Annotated in this window: 12 protein-coding genes; 5 read left to right on the plus strand and 7 right to left on the minus strand. The window is 71.1% G+C overall.

What is annotated here, in order from left to right; genetic code table 11:
- Window positions 1-290: 290 nt before the first annotated feature.
- The 4 genes from ABZZ38_RS17380 to ABZZ38_RS17395 all read left to right on the plus strand — a co-directional run bounded on the left by ABZZ38_RS17380 (window position 291) and on the right by ABZZ38_RS17395 (window position 5957).
- A complete protein-coding gene (locus tag ABZZ38_RS17380) occupies window positions 291-950 on the plus strand; it encodes a response regulator transcription factor (protein ID WP_356740419.1) in 660 nt (219 codons plus the stop codon).
- A 78-nt stretch (window positions 951-1028) separates the two neighbouring features.
- Window positions 1029-2324 (plus strand): ribonuclease D, encoded by a 1296-nt coding sequence (locus tag ABZZ38_RS17385; RefSeq protein ID WP_356740421.1) that lies wholly within the window; start codon window positions 1029-1031, stop codon window positions 2322-2324.
- Between the two features lie 280 nt (window positions 2325-2604).
- The gene (locus tag ABZZ38_RS17390) at window positions 2605-3831 is read left to right on the plus strand and encodes an acetyl-CoA C-acyltransferase (protein ID WP_356740423.1); all 1227 of its coding nucleotides are present in this window, start codon (window positions 2605-2607) and stop codon (window positions 3829-3831) included.
- Window positions 3828-5957, plus strand: coding sequence for a 3-hydroxyacyl-CoA dehydrogenase NAD-binding domain-containing protein (locus ABZZ38_RS17395; protein WP_356740425.1), 2130 nt, complete (start codon window positions 3828-3830; stop codon window positions 5955-5957). Before ABZZ38_RS17390 ends, ABZZ38_RS17395 begins: the two co-directional genes overlap by 4 nt.
- Window positions 5958-6023: 66 nt before the next feature.
- On the opposite strand, the gene ABZZ38_RS17400 is transcribed toward ABZZ38_RS17395, so the two are convergent.
- Window positions 6024-6773: an ALF repeat-containing protein gene (locus ABZZ38_RS17400; protein ID WP_356740428.1), complete on the minus strand. Its 750-nt coding sequence runs from the start codon at window positions 6771-6773 to the stop codon at window positions 6024-6026.
- A 72-nt stretch (window positions 6774-6845) separates the two neighbouring features.
- Window positions 6846-7982 (minus strand): hypothetical protein, encoded by a 1137-nt coding sequence (locus tag ABZZ38_RS17405; protein WP_356740430.1) that lies wholly within the window; start codon window positions 7980-7982, stop codon window positions 6846-6848.
- Between the two features lie 70 nt (window positions 7983-8052).
- Here ABZZ38_RS17405 and ABZZ38_RS17410 point away from each other — a divergent pair, with 70 nt between their 5' ends.
- Window positions 8053-8424 carry an NTP pyrophosphohydrolase gene (locus tag ABZZ38_RS17410; protein ID WP_356740432.1) on the plus strand — a complete coding sequence of 124 codons (372 nt, stop codon included), beginning with the start codon at window positions 8053-8055 and terminating at the stop codon, window positions 8422-8424.
- Window positions 8425-8821: 397 nt separating this feature from the next.
- Here ABZZ38_RS17410 and ABZZ38_RS17415 read toward each other — a convergent pair whose 3' ends face one another.
- From ABZZ38_RS17415 to ABZZ38_RS17435, 5 genes are all read right to left on the minus strand, one after another.
- Complete coding sequence (locus ABZZ38_RS17415; RefSeq protein ID WP_356740434.1) at window positions 8822-10333, minus strand: amino acid permease; 1512 nt, start codon at window positions 10331-10333, stop codon at window positions 8822-8824.
- Window positions 10334-10516: 183 nt separating this feature from the next.
- Window positions 10517-12442, minus strand: coding sequence for a 1-deoxy-D-xylulose-5-phosphate synthase (dxs, locus tag ABZZ38_RS17420; protein WP_356740436.1), 1926 nt, complete (start codon window positions 12440-12442; stop codon window positions 10517-10519).
- A gap of 164 nt (window positions 12443-12606) precedes the next feature.
- Complete coding sequence (locus ABZZ38_RS17425) at window positions 12607-13890, minus strand: sugar ABC transporter permease (RefSeq protein ID WP_356740438.1); 1284 nt, start codon at window positions 13888-13890, stop codon at window positions 12607-12609.
- A complete protein-coding gene (locus ABZZ38_RS17430; protein WP_356740440.1) occupies window positions 13887-14681 on the minus strand; it encodes an ATP-binding cassette domain-containing protein in 795 nt (264 codons plus the stop codon). Before ABZZ38_RS17430 ends, ABZZ38_RS17425 begins: the two co-directional genes overlap by 4 nt.
- Window positions 14682-14840: 159 nt before the next feature.
- On the minus strand, window positions 14841-15932 hold the full coding sequence (locus ABZZ38_RS17435; RefSeq protein WP_356740467.1) for a substrate-binding domain-containing protein: 1092 nt from the start codon (window positions 15930-15932) through the stop codon (window positions 14841-14843).
- Window positions 15933-15939: the final 7 nt, after the last annotated feature.

A 15939-nucleotide genomic window follows, 5' to 3' on the forward strand; every position in this document is an offset into this window, starting at 1 on the left:
ACCGCCGCCCCTCCCCCGGACGCGACGCCCCTCCCGGCAGGCGCGACGGGAGCCGCCCGCACGCCACGGGACGCACTCCGGCGCGGGATGGCGCGCGGCCCCGGGCGAAAGGGGGCGCTCGTAGGATGATCGATCACCCGTCCGAATTGCCCCAATTGTTACTCATCAAATCGCGATCTTTCTCTAAAGGCGGACGGGTGGGCTGCCGAAGAGGTCTGTGACCCTTCAAACACGGTTCGCCCGGCTTCTTCCCCGAGCCGGCTGTGTCCCGCACCTTCCCAGGAGGCCTGGTGTCCGTTCTCCTCGAGCAGCCCGCAAGCCTGGTCGCCTACCGCCCGAACAAGCCGACGGCCATGGTCGTCGTGGCCGACCCGCGCGTCCGCTCCACCGTGACCCGCCACTTGTGGGCCCTCGGAGTGCGTGACGTCATCGAGGCGTCGTCCATCGCGGAGGCTCGTCCCCGCGTCGGCAACCCGCGCGACATCTGCGTTGCCGACGTCCACCTGCCCGACGGTTCCGGGCTGACCCTGCTGTCCGAGACCCGCGCCGCGGGCTGGCCGAACGGCCTGGCCCTGTCGGCGGCCGATGACATCGGTGCCGTACGCAACGCCCTGGCGGGCGGCGTCAAGGGCTACGTCGTCACCGGCACCCGTACGAACATCGGCCACCCCACCCGTCCCGGTGCCGCCCCGATCGGCGCCGCCGCCCGGATGCACCGCCGTCCCCCCGGCACCCCGAGCCACCCGGGCGGCTACCGAGAGCTCTCCGGCCGTGAGGTCGAGGTGCTCCGGCTGGTCGCCGAAGGCCAGTCGAACAAGGCCATCGGCGTCTCGATGGGCCTGTCCGCACTGACCGTCAAGAGCCACCTCGCCCGCATCGCCCGCAAGCTGGGCACCGGCGACCGGGCCGGAATGGTCGCCGTGGCACTTCGTACGGGAATCATCCACTGACCGGATCACGTCGCTCCACCGCCCGTCGACGGAACGTTCCGTCGGCGGGCTCTTGCCGTTCACAGATACCCTTGACAGGTGACCGACGCCCAAGAGACCGCAGCCGAGACAGCACTGCGCACCACCGGGGGCGGCCCTCCGGACGACGGCGTCGCAGGCGTCGCAGTCGACGGGACGCCGATTCCCTTGCTGGAGCCCCGCGAGGGCGTTCCGCCCGTGGTGGCCGACGAGTACGCCCTGGCGGAGGTGATCGCCGCCTTCGCGGCGGGCACCGGCCCGGTCGCCGTGGACGCCGAGCGCGCCTCCGGCTACCGCTACGGCCAGCGCGCCTACCTCGTGCAGCTGCGCCGCGAGGGCGCGGGGACGGCGCTGATCGACCCGGTCGGCTGCCCGGACCTGTCCGGCCTCGGCGAGGCGCTCGCCGGGGTGGAGTGGATCCTGCACGCCGCGACCCAGGACCTGCCGTGCCTGCGCGAAATAGGCATGGCCCCCGACCGGCTCTTCGACACCGAGCTGGCCGGGCGCCTCGCGGGCTTCCCGCGCGTCGGGCTCGGCGCGATGGTCGAGTCGGTGCTCGGGTACGCCCTGGAGAAGGGGCACTCCGCGGTGGACTGGTCCACCCGCCCGCTGCCCGAGCCCTGGCTCCGGTACGCCGCGCTGGACGTCGAGCTGCTCGTCGACCTGCGTGACGCACTGGAGAAGGACCTCGACCGGCAGGGCAAGCTGGAGTGGGCGTACCAGGAGTTCGACGCGATCGCCTCGGCCCCGCCGCCCCCGCCGCGCAAGGACCCCTGGCGCCGTACGTCCGGGATGCACAAGGTGCGCCGGCGCCGTCAGATGGCCGTGGTGCGGGAGCTGTGGACGGCCCGCGACCGGATCGCCCAGCGGCGTGACGTGTCGCCCGGCAAGGTGCTCAGCGACGCCGCGATCGTCGAGGCCGCCCTCGCCCTGCCCCCGACCGTGCACGCGCTGACCGCGCTGCCCGGGTTCGGGCACCGCATGGGGCGCCGCCAGCTGGAGCAGTGGCAGGCCGCCGTGGACCGGGCCAGGGAGCTGCCCGACTCCGAGTTGCCGCAGCCCGGTCAGCCGGTGCTGGGCCCGCCGCCGCCGCGCGCCTGGGCGGACAAGGACCCGGCTGCCGCGGCCCGGCTCTCGGCGGCCCGTACGGCGGTCTCGGCACTCGCCGAGGCGCTGAACCTGCCGCAGGAGAACCTGATCACGCCGGACACGGTGCGCCGGGTGTGCTGGGAGCCGCCCGAGGAGATCACCGCGGAGAGCGTGGCGGGCGCGCTCGCCGGGTACGGGGCACGGCCCTGGCAGGTGGAGCAGGTGACGCCGGTGCTGGTGGGAGCGCTGACGGCCGCGACGGCGTAGCCGCCCGCGCACGGGCGCCGCACGCACGCGGCGACCGCAGGCTCCGCACCGCCGCACCGCCGCACCACCGCACCGTCGCACCGTCGCACCGGACGAAAGGGTGCTCCCTCCCCCGGAGGGGGCACCCTTCTTCCATGGCCACGCAGTGTGACGTTCGCCGCTCCGGGCGAGGGGACTGTGCAGCTTGGTTACCCGTAAGTAGCATGGGGCGTGCAAGCGCGCGCTTAGTCGCGTGCCCGCAGCAGTGCAGTGCCATCCCGCACCCTGGAGGAGAGCCATCGTGCCTCGTACCGTCAAGGACGTCGTCTTCGTCGACGGCGTCCGCACCCCGTTCGGCAAGGCGGGCCCGAAGGGCATCTACCACGAGACCCGCGCCGACGATCTCGTCGTGAAGGCCATCCGGGAGCTGCTGCGCCGCAACCCGGCCCTGGACCCCAAGAAGATCGACGAGGTCGCCATCGCCGCGACCACGCAGATCGGCGACCAGGGTCTGACCCTGGGCCGCACGGCGGGCATCCTGGCGGGCCTGCCGCAGTCCGTGCCCGGTTACTCGATCGACCGCATGTGCGCGGGCGCGCTGACCGCCGTGACCTCGGTCGCCGGTTCCATCGCCTTCGGCGCGTACGACGCCGTCATCGCCGGTGGCGTCGAGCACATGGGCCGCCACCCGATGGGTGAGGGCGTCGACCCCAACCCGCGCTTCGTCAGCGAGAAGCTGGTCGACGAGTCGGCCCTGTTCATGGGCATGACCGCGGAGAACCTGCACGACCGCTACCCGCACATCACCAAGCTGCGCGCCGACGAGTACGCCGTGCGCTCGCAGGAGAAGGCCGCCAAGGCGTACGCCAACGGCAAGATCCAGCAGGACCTGGTGCCGATCTCGGTGCGCCGCACCAACGCGGAGGCCGGCGAGACGGGCTGGGGCCTGGTCACCGCCGACGAGCCGATGCGCCCGGGCACCACGCTGGAGAGCCTCGCCGGGCTGAAGACGCCGTTCCGTACGCACGGCCGCGTCACCGCCGGTAACGCCGCGGGTCTCAACGACGGCGCCACCGCCTCGATCATCGCGTCCGAGGACTTCGCCCGCGAGATCGGCCTGCCGGTCAAGATGCGCCTGGTCTCGTACGCCTTCGCCGGCGTCGAGCCCGAGGTCATGGGCTACGGCCCGATCCCGGCGACCGAGAAGGCACTCGCCAAGGCCGGTCTGTCGATCGAGGACATCAACCTCTTCGAGATCAACGAGGCGTTCGCCGTCCAGGTCCTGGCCTTCCTCGACCACTACGGCATCGCCGACGACGACGCGCGCGTCAACCAGTACGGCGGCGCCATCGCGTTCGGCCACCCGCTGGCCTCCTCCGGCGTCCGTCTGATGACGCAGCTGGCCCGCCAGTTCGAGGAGCAGCCGGAGGTCCGCTACGGCCTCACCACCATGTGCGTCGGCTTCGGCATGGGCGCCACGGTCATCTGGGAGAACCCGCACCACAAGGACGCCGGAGGCGACAAGTGAGCACCACCGCTGAGCTGTTGAAGGGTGCGGCCGAGCTGTTCCCGGACGAGGTCGTCACCAGCGCCCACGTACGCCACTTCGACCTGCCCTTCGGCGCGGGCCGGTTCGCGCTGATCACGCTGGACAACGGTTTCGACCACACGAAGCCGACCACCTTCGGGCCGCAGTCGCTGGCGAACCTCAACACCGCCATCGACCAGGTCGAGAAGGAGGCGTCCGAGGGCACGATCGTCGGTGTCGGCATCACCGGCAAGCCGTTCATCTTCGCCGTCGGGGCCGACCTCAAGGGCGTCGAGCTGCTGAAGCGGCACGAGGACGCGCTCGCCATCGGCAAGGGCGGCCACGACGTCTTCAAGCGCCTGTCCGCGCTGGGCGTCCCGACGTTCGCGTACTACAACGGCGCGGCGATGGGCGGCGGTGTCGAGGTCGGTCTGCACTGCACCTACCGCACCGTGTCGGCGGCCGTGCCGGCGTTCTCGCTGCCCGAGGTCTTCCTCGGTCTGGTCCCGGGCTGGGGCGGCTGCGCGATCCTGCCGAACCTGATCGGCGCGGACCGCGCGGTCTCGGTCATCATCGAGAACTCGCTCAACCAGAACAAGCAGCTCAAGGGCGCGCAGGTGTACGAGCTGGGGATCGCCGACGCGATCTTCGAGGGCGCGGACTTCCTGGAGCAGTCGCTGCTGTGGACGGCCTCCGTCCTCAAGGGCGAGATCGTCGTCGAGCGCGCGGACGTCGACCGCGGCGAGGCCTGGGACGCCGCGGTGGCCCGTGGCCGGTTCATCGCGGACTCCAAGGTGCACGGCGCGGCCCCGGCCGCGTACCGCGCCCTGGAGATCATCGAGGCCGCCAAGGACGGTGACCTGCAGAAGGGCTTCGACGCCGAGGACACCGCGCTCGCGGACCTCATCATGGGCGGCGAGCTGCGCTCCGGCATCTACGCCTTCAACCTGGTCCAGAAGCGCGCCAAGCGCCCGGCGGGCGCGCCCGACAAGAGCCTGGCGCGCCCGGTCTCCAAGGTCGGTGTCGTCGGCGCCGGTCTGATGGCCTCCCAGCTGGCGCTGCTGTTCCTGCGCCGCCTGGAGGTGCCGGTCGTCCTGACCGACATCGACCAGGAGCGCGTCGACAAGGGCGTGGGTTACGTCCACGCCGAGATCGACAAGCTGCTCGGCAAGGGCCGCGTCAACCAGGACAAGGCCAACCGCCTCAAGGCCCTGGTGTCCGGCGTGCTGGACAAGGCCGAGGGCTTCGCGGACGCGGACTTCATCATCGAGGCCGTCTTCGAGGAGATGTCGGTCAAGCAGAAGGTGTTCGCGGAGGTCGAGGCGGTCGCCCCGGCGCACGCGATCCTCGCCACCAACACCTCGTCGCTGTCGGTGACGGAGATGGCGTCGAAGCTGGAGCACCCGGAGCGGGTCGTCGGCTTCCACTTCTTCAACCCGGTGGCGGTCCTGCCGCTGCTGGAGATCGTGCGCGGCGAGAAGACGGACGACGCGTCGCTGGCGACGGCGTTCGGTGTCGCCAAGAAGCTGAAGAAGACCGCGGTGCTGTGCAAGGACGCCCCGGCGTTCGTCGTCAACCGCATCCTCACCCGCTTCATGGGCGAGATCCAGAACATCATCGACGAGGGCACCCCGGTCGCCACGGCCGAGAAGGCCGTCGAGCCGCTGGGTCTGCCGATGTCGCCGCTGGTGCTGCTGGAGCTGGTCGGCCCGGCGATCGGTCTGCACGTCTCGGAGACCCTGAACCGTTCCTTCCCGGACCGATTCAAGGTCTCCCCGAACCTGAAGGCCGTCGTCGAGGCGGGCAAGCGCGGCTTCTACGTGTACGACTCGGGCAAGCCCGAGCTCGACCCCGAGGTCGCGGCGCTGCTCAAGCAGGGTGACGCCGTCCTGACGGAGGAGCAGGTCCGCGCCCGTGTCCTGGACGCGGTGGCGCAGGAGATCGGCCTGATGCTGGAGGAGGGTGTCGTCGCCGAGGCGCAGGACATCGACCTCTGCCTCATCACGGGCGCCGGCTGGCCCTTCCACCTGGGCGGCATCACGCCGTACCTGGACCGCGAGGGTGTCTCGGAGCGCGTGAACGGCAAGCGTTTCCTGCCGCAGGGCGTCGCGAGCGTCCCGGCGTAACGTCCCCACGCACACTGCCCCGGCACCGCGTCCGCGGTGCCGGGGCAGTGCGTTGTGCCGGAACCCTCAGCGCTTCTTCTTCGCCGCCGCGGCCTCGGCGGCCTTGTCCTTGGCGAAGGCCTCGTGGTGGCCGACGTCGAGGAACCGGCGGATGTCGTCCGCGGTGCCGTTCAGCGCCTTCCTCCCGGCCGCCTTCACGTTCGCCCCGCCCACGCTGACGATCTGCGCGACGCGCACCCGGTCGTCCTGCAGGCGGGCCTGGTGCTGGCCGGTCTCCAGGAAGCGCCGGACCTCCTCCGGCGTGCCCTTCAGCGCCTTCTGGGCGGCTGCCTTCACCTCGGGGCCGCCCCAGTTGTGGATCTGGCCGATCCGTACCTGGTCGTCCTCCAGGCGGGCCCGGTGCTGCCCGGTCTCCAGGAAGGCCACGATGTCCTCGGCGGTGCCGTCCAGCGCCTTGCTCGCGGCCTTCTTCACGCCGGGGCCGCCCACGTGCGCGATCTGCGCGACGCGCACCCGGTCGTCCTCCAGCCGGGCCTGGTACTGGCCGGTCTCCAGGAACCGCCGCATGTCCTCCGCGGTGCCGTCGAGCGCCTTCTGCGCCGCCTGCCGCACCCCCCGGCCCACGTACGGGTTGGCCAGCATCCTGAGGATCGCCACCCGGTCCTCCTCCGCCGACGCCGCCGAGCCCTGGGCCGATACGGAAGCGGCGGGCTTGACGTCACTTCCGGCAGCGAGCGCCGGGACGCCGAAGAGGACCGTGGGGACGGTCGCGGCCACCGCGGCGACGGCGATGACCCGAACCTGCTTTACTCGCAAGAAACTTCCCCCTTGTGTGTGAAGTCTTCACAGTCGCCCCAAGGAAAGTCGATCTTGGTCTTCCCGGTCAAATCAATTCGGCGCGGCCCGGGTCCAGGGCTCCAGGGCAAGGCCCGCCCCGATCGTCCCGCGGCTGACGCGCAGGCCGCCGTCCGCCGCGACGGTGGCGACGACCACGCGGCCGTGGCCGTCCGAGGCCAGCGCCGGAGCACCGAGCCCCGGCTCGCCGGTGGGCACCCAGTCGACACCGGCCTCCTCGGCGCCCGTGGGGAAGGCGGCGACGCGGACGCGGCCGTCCCGGTCCCGTACCGCGAGGACCGTGCGGTCGTGGCCGTCGACGAGCGTGCGCAGCACCGCCGGCGGGCTCCCGGAGGGCGTGAGGCCCAGGGCGACCGTGTCGCCGCCCGGCCGGTGGACGACCAGCTCACCGGTGCCGGCGTCGGTGCCGTACAGGCTGAGGCGCTCGGGGGCGGTCTCCAGCGGGGTCATGGAGCCGCCCACCAGGCGCACCGGGAAGGCGTCGCACGGTGCGATGCGCGCGCCCGGCCCCGGCTGGGCCCAGTGCTCGACCTTGTCGTCGCCGACGCCCAGCGCATGGACGATCCGGGACGCGGTGGTGCACGCGGCGAGGGAGCGGTGGCCGCCGTCGCCGGGCAGTTCCACCCAGTCGGCCCACCTGCCGTCGCGCTTCTCGGCGCGCAGGCAGGCCCGGCCGCCCGCACTGAGCGACAGCACGTACAGAGAGCCGTCGTGGCCGACGGTCGCGGCGGGCTGCCCGAGGCCGCCGGCGTGCTCCGTGTCGGCGAAGGGGCGGCCGATGGAATGCCACCGGGTGGTGCGGCGGCCCGTCTGGTACTGCGTCGCGTGGGAGATCCCCGCGTCGGCCCGGTCGTCACCGCGCGCCGCGCCGCGCGGCGCGACGAGGTGCACATAGCCGTCCGCGCCCTGGGCGAAGGCGACGTGCGCCACGTCCCGCACCGGGACGAAGCGCGGCGGGTCCCATGCGGGGCCGCCGGGGCGGCTCTCGGCCCAGCACAGCAGTCCGCCCTCGGTGGCGGCGTACGCGCTGAGCCGGCCGTCCTTGCGCAGGAACAGCCAGCGGCTGGTGGCGGGAGGGTGCGCGGGCCGGACGGCGGAGGCCGTCGTGCCGTCCCCGGACGGGCCCTCGGAGCCGTTCTTCCTCAACCCGCGCAGGGGCCGCAATGCCATGTCCGACACCTCACGGGCGACCGTAGTTGGACCGAAGTAACACCTGCGGTGCAGGTGAGACGCTTGGCACATGAGCGTACTCGTGGTGGTCGACGCGGCCAACGTCGTGGGTTCCGTACCGGACGGCTGGTGGCGGGACCGGCACGGCGCCGCCGAACGGCTGCGCGACCGGCTGGTGCCGTACGCGGCCGAGGGCGTGGCGGGCCGGCCGGGACCGGTCGAGGTCGTGCTGGTCGTCGAGGGACGCGCGCGCGGGGTGGAGTCGGTGCCGGGGGTACGGGTGGAGTCGGCGCCCGGCAGCGGTGACGACCTGATCGCGGAGCTGGCCCGGGAAGCGGCCGGTCGGCCGTGCCTGGTGGTCACGGCCGACCGGGAGCTGCGGCGGCGGGTGGCGGAGTACGGCGCCGAGTGCGTCGGCCCGCGCGCGGTGCGCGCCCCCTGAAGGGGCCCCGGCGGCCATCGCGGCCGCTGTCGCGGCAGCGGTCGCGACCGTGCCGGCAGTGCGCCTTCTCGTGGCGGCCATCATCCGCCCGCCCTTCTCTTCTTCCGGGGGTGCCGCGAGCGCCGTCAGGCTCGCAAGCCGGAGCCGCGCGGCCCGGAGGCCCGAGGGAGTGTCTTCACAGTAGCGTCGTCCGCCCGTGAGGCGGGCCTGGGCGGCCTCTGGCGCGTGCGATCGCAAGGCGGAGGAAGGAGCCACTGCGGTGGGGGCACCTCCCGTGCCCGAAGGGCTACGGGGGACATCGGCGACTGACGACAACGCGGTGGGGAATACCCCCAGGCGCAGCTCTGGGGAGTGCGTGCCGGGCGCCGACGCGCAGACGGGACTTCGAAGACACCACCTAGCGCTTCAGCGCGGCGTTCCGGCCGCCCAGGCGGCTGTGCCCGCGGCCGTAGAGGAAGTACACGACGATGCCGATCGCCATCCAGACGGCGAACCGGAACCAGGTCTCGACCGGCAGGTTGAGCATCAGCCACACCGAGGCGGCGATCGAGAGGATGGGGACGAGCGGCACCAACGGGGTGCGGAACGCGCGGTGGAGGTCGGGGCGGGAGCGGCGCAGGATGAGTACGCCGGTGGCGACGATGACGAATGCGAAGAGCGTGCCGATGTTCACGAGGGTCGCGAGCTCGTTGATGCTGGTGAAGCCGGCGACGATGGCGATGACCACGCCGAGCAGGATGGTCGGGCGGTAGGGGGTGCGGAACCTCGGGTGGGTGACGGAGAAGAACCGCGGCAGCAGTCCGTCGCGGCTCATCGCGAAGAACACCCGGGTCTGTCCGAGCAGCAGGATGAGGCAGACGGTGGTGAGGCCGACGGCGGCGCCGAAGCTGATGACACCGGCGTAGAAGGGGTGTCCGCTGGCCTTGAAGGCGTCGGCGAGCGGGGCGCTGACGGACAGTTCGGTGTAGTGCTGCATACCGGTGACGACGAGCGAGACGGCCACGTACAGCACGGTGCAGATGAGGAGGGAGCCGAGGATGCCGCGCGGCATGTCGCGCTGCGGGAGCTTGGTCTCCTCGGCGGCGGTGGCGACCACGTCGAAGCCGATGAAGGCGAAGAAGACGACGGAGGCGGCGGTGAAGATGCCCATGACACCGAAGTTGGTGGGCTGGTAACCGAAGATCGTCTGGACCAGCGGAGCGTCCCAGCCGCCTCCGGCCTGCTGGTCGACCGCCTCGGGGATGAACGGCGAGTAGTTCTCGCCGACGATGAAGAACAGGCCCGCGACGATCACGATCATGACGACGGTCACCTTGATCGCCACGACGAGCGCGGTGATGCGGGCGGACAGCTTCATGCCGACCACGAGGATCGCGGTGAGCACGAGGACCAGCAGGAACGCCAGGATGTCGAAGGTGCCGCCCGGCACGTCGGGACCTTGGAGCCAGGCCGGTAGATGCCAGGCGACGTTGTCCATGAGTGAGCGGACGTAGCCGGACCAGCCCACGGCGACGACGGCGGTGCCGAGCGCGAACTCCAGGACCAGGTCCCAGCCGATGATCCAGGCGGGCAGCTCGCCGAGGGAGGCGTAGGCGAAGGTGTACGCGGAGCCCGCCACGGGGACCGTGGAGGCGAACTCGGCGTAGCAGAGTGCGGCCAGCGCGCAGACGATGCCCGCGGCGACGAAGGCGAGCGCGGTGGCCGGGCCGGCGTTCTCCTTGGCGACCTTTCCGGTAAGCACGAAGATGCCGGTGCCGATGATGACGCCGACGCCGAAGACCGTCAGGTCCCAGGCGGAGAGGGATTTCTTGAGGGCGTGCTCGGGCTCCTCCGTGTCCTGGATGGACTGCTCGACCGTCTTGGTGCGGAACATCCCGTTCCCGCGTGCCGGGTCCGTCTCTGTACTCACCGCATGCACCTCCGCGCTTGTCGTCCGGGCCATGATCGGGACGCAGGGCGGTCCGGCCGGACCCGTACGGGTGGGTTTCACGCGAATGGGCCGGAGGGACCACCCTTACAGGGTGACTCTCCGGCCCGTTGCGCACACGCTGGGTGAACTGTTCGAGCGCCCGCGCCGCGGGCGCGCGGGGGGTCAGTCGCGGGCGGGCTCGGCCTCCGCGTTCTCGACCCGGTCCTCCACGCGGCCGTCCAGCTTGGAGACGAGGCCGGTGACCTGGCGGGCGATGTCCGGCGCGGTGAGACCGATCTCGGCCAGGATCTCCTTGCGGGAGGCGTGGTCGAGGAAGCGCGGCGGGATGCCGAAGTCACGCAGCGGTACGTCGACGCCGGCGTCGCGCAGCGCCTGGGCGACGGCGGAGCCGACACCGCCGACGCGGCCGTTGTCCTCGACGGTGACGACGACGCGGTGGAGTGCGGCGAGCGGCGCCAGCGCGTCGTCGACCGGCTTGACCCAGCGGGGGTCGACGACGGTGGTGGAGATGCCCTGCTTGTCGAGCAGGTCGGCGATCTCCAGGCACATCGGGGCGAGCGCGCCGACGGAGACCAGCAGCACGTCCGGCTTGTCGGCGCCGGGCTCGCGCAGCACGTCCATGGAGCCGACCCGGCCCACGGCCTCGACGGCGGGGCCGACCGCGCCCTTGGAGTAGCGCACGACGGTCGGCGCGTCGTCGACCTCGACGGCCTCGCGCAGCTGGGCGCGGACCTGGTCGGCGTCGCGCGGGGCGGCGATCCGCAGGCCCGGCACGACCTGGAGGATCGACATGTCCCACATGCCGTTGTGCGAGGCGCCGTCGGTGCCGGTCACGCCCGCCCGGTCCAGGACGAAGGTGACGCCGCACTTGTGCAGGGCGACGTCCATCAGGACCTGGTCGAAGGCGCGGTTGAGGAAGGTGGCGTACACCGCGAAGACCGGGTGGAGCCCGCCGGTGGCGAGGCCCGCGGCGGAGACGGCGCCGTGCTGCTCGGCGATGCCGACGTCGTACACCCGGTCGGGGAAGGCCTTGGCGAACTTGTCGAGGCCGACCGGCTGGAGCATGGCCGCGGTGATCGCGACGATGTCCTCGCGCTCCTTGCCGAGCGCGACCATCTCGTCGGCGAACACGGAGGTCCAGTCGGCGCCCGAGGTGGCGATCGGCAGGCCGGTGTCCGGGTGGATCTTGCCGACGGCGTGGAAGCGGTCGGCCTCGTCCTGGAGGGCGGGCTGGTAGCCGCGGCCCTTCTCGGTGAGGCAGTGGACGATGACCGGGCCGCCGAACCGCTTGGCGCGGGTGAGAGCGGATTCCAGGGCCTCGATGTCGTGGCCGTCGATCGGTCCGACGTACTTCAGGCCGAGGTCCTCGAACATGCCCTGTGGGGCGATGAAGTCCTTCAGGCCCTTCTTGGCGCCGTGCAGCGTCTCGTACAGCGGCTTTCCGACGACCGGGGTGCGGTCGAGGATCTCCTTCGTACGGGCGAGGAAGCGCTCGTAGCCGTCCGTGGTGCGGAGGGTGGCGAGGTGGTTGGCGAGGCCGCCGATCGTCGGGGCGTAGGAGCGCTCGTTGTCGTTGACGACGATGACGAGGGGGCGGTCCTTGGCCTCGGCGATGTTGTTGAGGGCCTCCCAGGCCATGCCGCCGGTGAGCGCGCCGTCGCCGATGACCGCAACGACGTGGTCGTCCTTCTTCAGGACCTCGTTGGCCTTGGCGAGGCCGTCGGCCCAGCCGAGGACGGTGGAGGCGTGCGAGTTCTCGATGACGTCGTGCTCGGACTCCGCGCGGGCCGGGTAGCCGGACAGGCCGCCCTTCATCTTCAGCTTGGAGAAGTCCTGGCGGCCGGTGAGCAGCTTGTGGACGTAGCACTGGTGGCCGGTGTCCCAGAGGATCTTGTCCTTGGGGGATTCGAAGACCCGGTGCAGGGCGATGGTCAGCTCGACCACGCCCAGGTTGGGACCGAGGTGGCCGCCGGTCTTGGAGACGGCCTCCACGAGGAAGGACCGGATCTCCGCCGCCAGCAGGTCCAGCTGCTCCGGGGAGAGCCGGTCGAGATCGCGCGGGCCCGTGATACGGGTCAGCAGAGCCACCCGTGCCTCCTTGCGTGTTGAGCTGGTCGAGCTGCCGATTTGGTCGAGTCTAATGTTCCGCCCGTGACGGTGGTCATCGGGCGGTGGGTTCCGCGTCATGCCGATGGCGCAGACGCGACAGCGCCCGGCACCGGTTCGGCGGTGCCGGGCACTGGGTGTGTGATTTACGCGCGACCTGCGGTCTTCTGCGTACGGCGGGAGACCGAGTCGATCACGACGGCGGCGAGGAGCACCGCGCCGGTGATCATGTACTGGATCTCGCTGGCCATGCCGAGCATGTTCAGGCCCTGCTGGATCGACTGGATCACGATCATGCCGAGCAGCGCGGACCAGACCTTGCCGCGCCCGCCGAAGAGGCTGGTGCCACCGATGACGGCCGCGGCGATGACGAGCATCAGCGTGTTGCCGCCGCCGAGGCTCTTGGTGGCGCCGCCGGAGAGGCTGGCCACGAAGAGGCCGCCGAAGGCGGCGAGCAGGCCGGAGAGGCCGAAGACGGTGATCCGGACGCGGTCGACGTTGATGCCGGCGCGGCGGGCGGCCTCGGCGTTGCCGCCGACCGCGAAGACCTGGCGGCCGAAGGTGGTGCGGCGGGCGACGAAGTCGGCGACGACCAGGACGACCAGGAAGAGCACCAGGGCGAGCGGCAGGCCGCGCGCGCCGGCGGGCTCGTTGAGGACGTAGGCGACGACGAAGCACAGGACCGCGACGACAGTCGTGCGCAGGATGACCTCGCTGGTGGGGCGGGCGGGCAGGGCGGCGGCCTTGCGGCGCTTGCTGTCCAGCAGCAGGGAGGCGGCGTACGCGAGGACGGCGACCAGGGCGAGGCCGTAGGCGGCGGCCTTGTCCTCGAAGTAGTAGCCGGTCAGGTTCTCGACGATGGAGCCCGTGGGGGCGTTGATGGAGCCTTCCTTGCCCATGAGCCAGATCTGCAGGCCGCTCCAGCCGAGGAAGCCGGCGAGGGTGACGACGAAGGCCGGGACACCGATCTTGGCGAAGAAGAAGCCGTGGAGCAGGCCGAGCGCCAGGCCGGAGAGGACGGCGATGGCGACGGCGAGCCAGTCGTTCATGCCGTTGCTCACATTGAGCACGGCCCATACGGCGGCGCCGACACCCGCGACCGAGCCGACCGACAGGTCGATCTCGCCGAGGATGAGGACGAAGACGATGCCGACCGCCATGATGCCGAGACCGGAGGTGTAGACGGCGATGTTGGCGACCGAGCTCGCGGACAGGAAGTTGCTGTTCTGCGCCTGGAAGACGATCGCGATGACGATCAGGCCGATGAAGACGGGCAGGGAGCCCAGCTCACCGCCGCGGACCTTGCGGGTGAACTCGGTCCAGTAGCCCTTGAGGCCCTCCTCGCGGACGAGGAGACGCGGGTCGACGGCGGGGACGGGGGCCGCGGAGGCCTCGGTCCCGTTGGTCGCGGGGGTCTTGAGGTCGCTCACTTCGCGTCCTCCTTCGTGGCCGTACGCGCCTGGCGGCGGGTCACGGCGTTGTCCGTGGCGCCGGTGATCGCGGCGATGATCTCTTCGTGCGTGGTGTCCTTGACGTGGAAGACACCGTTGTTGCGGCCCAGGCGCAGGACGGCGACGCGGTCGGCGACGGCGCGCACATCGGCCATGTTGTGGCTGATGAGGATGACGCCGTGGCCCCGCTCGCGCAGCCGCTCGACCAGGTCGAGGACCTGGGCGGTCTGCTCGACGCCGAGGGCGGCGGTCGGCTCGTCCAGGATGACGATCTTGGGGTCGCCGATCAGGGCGCGGGCGATGGCCACGACCTGGCGCTGGCCGCCGGAGAGCGCGGCGACCGGGATGCGGACGCTGGGGATGCGGATGGACAGGGTGTCCAGCAGCTCCTTGGCGCGCTTCTCCATGGCGATCTCGTCGAGGACGGACGCCTTGCGGATCTCGCTGCCGAGGAAGAGGTTGGCGACGACGTCGAGGTTGTCGCAGAGCGCCAGGTCCTGGTAGACGGTGGCCACTCCGAGGTCCTGGGCGTCGTTCGGCCGGGTGATGCGGACCGTGTCGCCCTCCCATTCGATGGCGCCTTCATCGATGGGGTGGACACCCGAGATCGTCTTGACGAGGGTCGACTTTCCGGCGCCGTTGTCGCCGACCAGGGCGACGACCTCACCGGCGTGGATCTCCAGGTCTACATCGGTGAGCGCCTGGACGGCGCCGAACCGCTTGGAGACTCCGCGCAACGCCAGCACGGGCGTAGCGGACACGTGAATCATCTCCTTCGCCGCCTGTCCGGCGGGGATGGTGGTACGTGGAGCAGGGGGGTGCGAGGGGGGTGGGAAGAGTCCGGCCGCCCGCCCGCTGCTGCGGGGCGTGGACGGGGCGGGCCGCCGGACCGGTGCAGGGGGCCGCCGCGAGGGGCCTCTCCTGGGGGGTTACTTGATGCCCGCTGCCTCGCAGGCCGCCTTGTACTCGGCCGTGCAGATGTCCGCGGCCTTGTAGACCTTGTCCGCGATGATCGTGGAGGCGATGTTGTCCTTGGTCACGACCTCGGCGTCGTACAGCTTGGCCGGGATGTTCTTGAACTCGCCGGTGAGGCTGGTGACCTTGGTGGAGACCAGGTCGTCGATCTTGTCGCCCTTGAGGAGGCGGACGGCGATCTCGGCGGTGGTCTCGGCCTCCGGCTTGATCTGCTTGTAGATCGTGAAGGCCTGGTCGCCCTTCAGGATGCGCTGGAGACCGGCGAGCTCGGCGTCCTGGCCGCCGACCGGGACCTTGACGCCCTGCTTGCTGAGGGCGGTGATGATGCCGCCGGCCATGCCGTCGTTGGCGGAGTAGACGCCCTGGAAGCCGTCCTTGCCCAGGGAGTCGATGGCGGCGCCCATCTTCTTGTTCGCCTCGTCCGGCGACCAGTCGGGGATGTCCTGCTCGTAGACGACCTTCTTGACCTGCTTGTCCAGGACGCTGTGGGCGCCCTTCTTGAACAGCGGCGCGTTGGGGTCGGTCGGCGAGCCGTTGATCATGACGACGTTGCTGTCCTTGGCCTTGGCGCCGAGCGCCTTGACCAGGCCCTCGCCCTGGAGGCGGCCGATCTTCTCGTTGTCGTAGCTCACGTACGCGGAGATCGGGCCCTCGGCCAGCCGGTCGTACGCGACGACCTTGACGCCCTGCTTGTCGGCCTGCTGCACCCAGGACTTGGTGGCCTTGTAGTCGACCGCGTCGAGGATGATCACCTTGACGCCCTGCGTGACGAGCGCGTCGAACTGCTTCTTCTGCGTCTCGGTGTCCTGCGCGGCGTTGTTGTACTGGACCTTGCAGTCGCCGCAGACCTGCTTGATCTTCGCCTCGATGATCGGGCGGTCGAACGTCTCGTACCGGGTCGTCTTGTTCTCCGGCAGCAGCAGACCGATGGTCTTGCTGTCGCCACCACTTCCACCGGCGGTGTCACCGTCGCCCGCCTTGCCACAGGCGGCGAGGGTGGCGGCCATGGATACCGCTGCCGTGGCTATGACGATGCGTCGCGTCATTGCGTTC

The organism is Streptomyces sp. NPDC006368 (assembly GCF_040612535.1).
Taxonomy (GTDB): Bacteria; Actinomycetota; Actinomycetes; order Streptomycetales; family Streptomycetaceae; genus Streptomyces.

What these genes read in the sequence shown, in the direction of transcription:
- ABZZ38_RS17410 (WP_356740432.1), top strand. Translation starts at nt 8,053, where the DNA reads ATGAGCGTACTCGTGGTGGTCGACGCGGCCAACGTCGTGGGTTCCGTA.
- ABZZ38_RS17430 (WP_356740440.1), bottom strand. Translation starts at nt 14,681, where the DNA reads ATGATTCACGTGTCCGCTACGCCCGTGCTGGCGTTGCGCGGAGTCTCC.
- ABZZ38_RS17405 (WP_356740430.1), bottom strand. Translation starts at nt 7,982, where the DNA reads ATGGCATTGCGGCCCCTGCGCGGGTTGAGGAAGAACGGCTCCGAGGGC.
- ABZZ38_RS17435 (WP_356740467.1), bottom strand. Translation starts at nt 15,932, where the DNA reads ATGACGCGACGCATCGTCATAGCCACGGCAGCGGTATCCATGGCCGCC.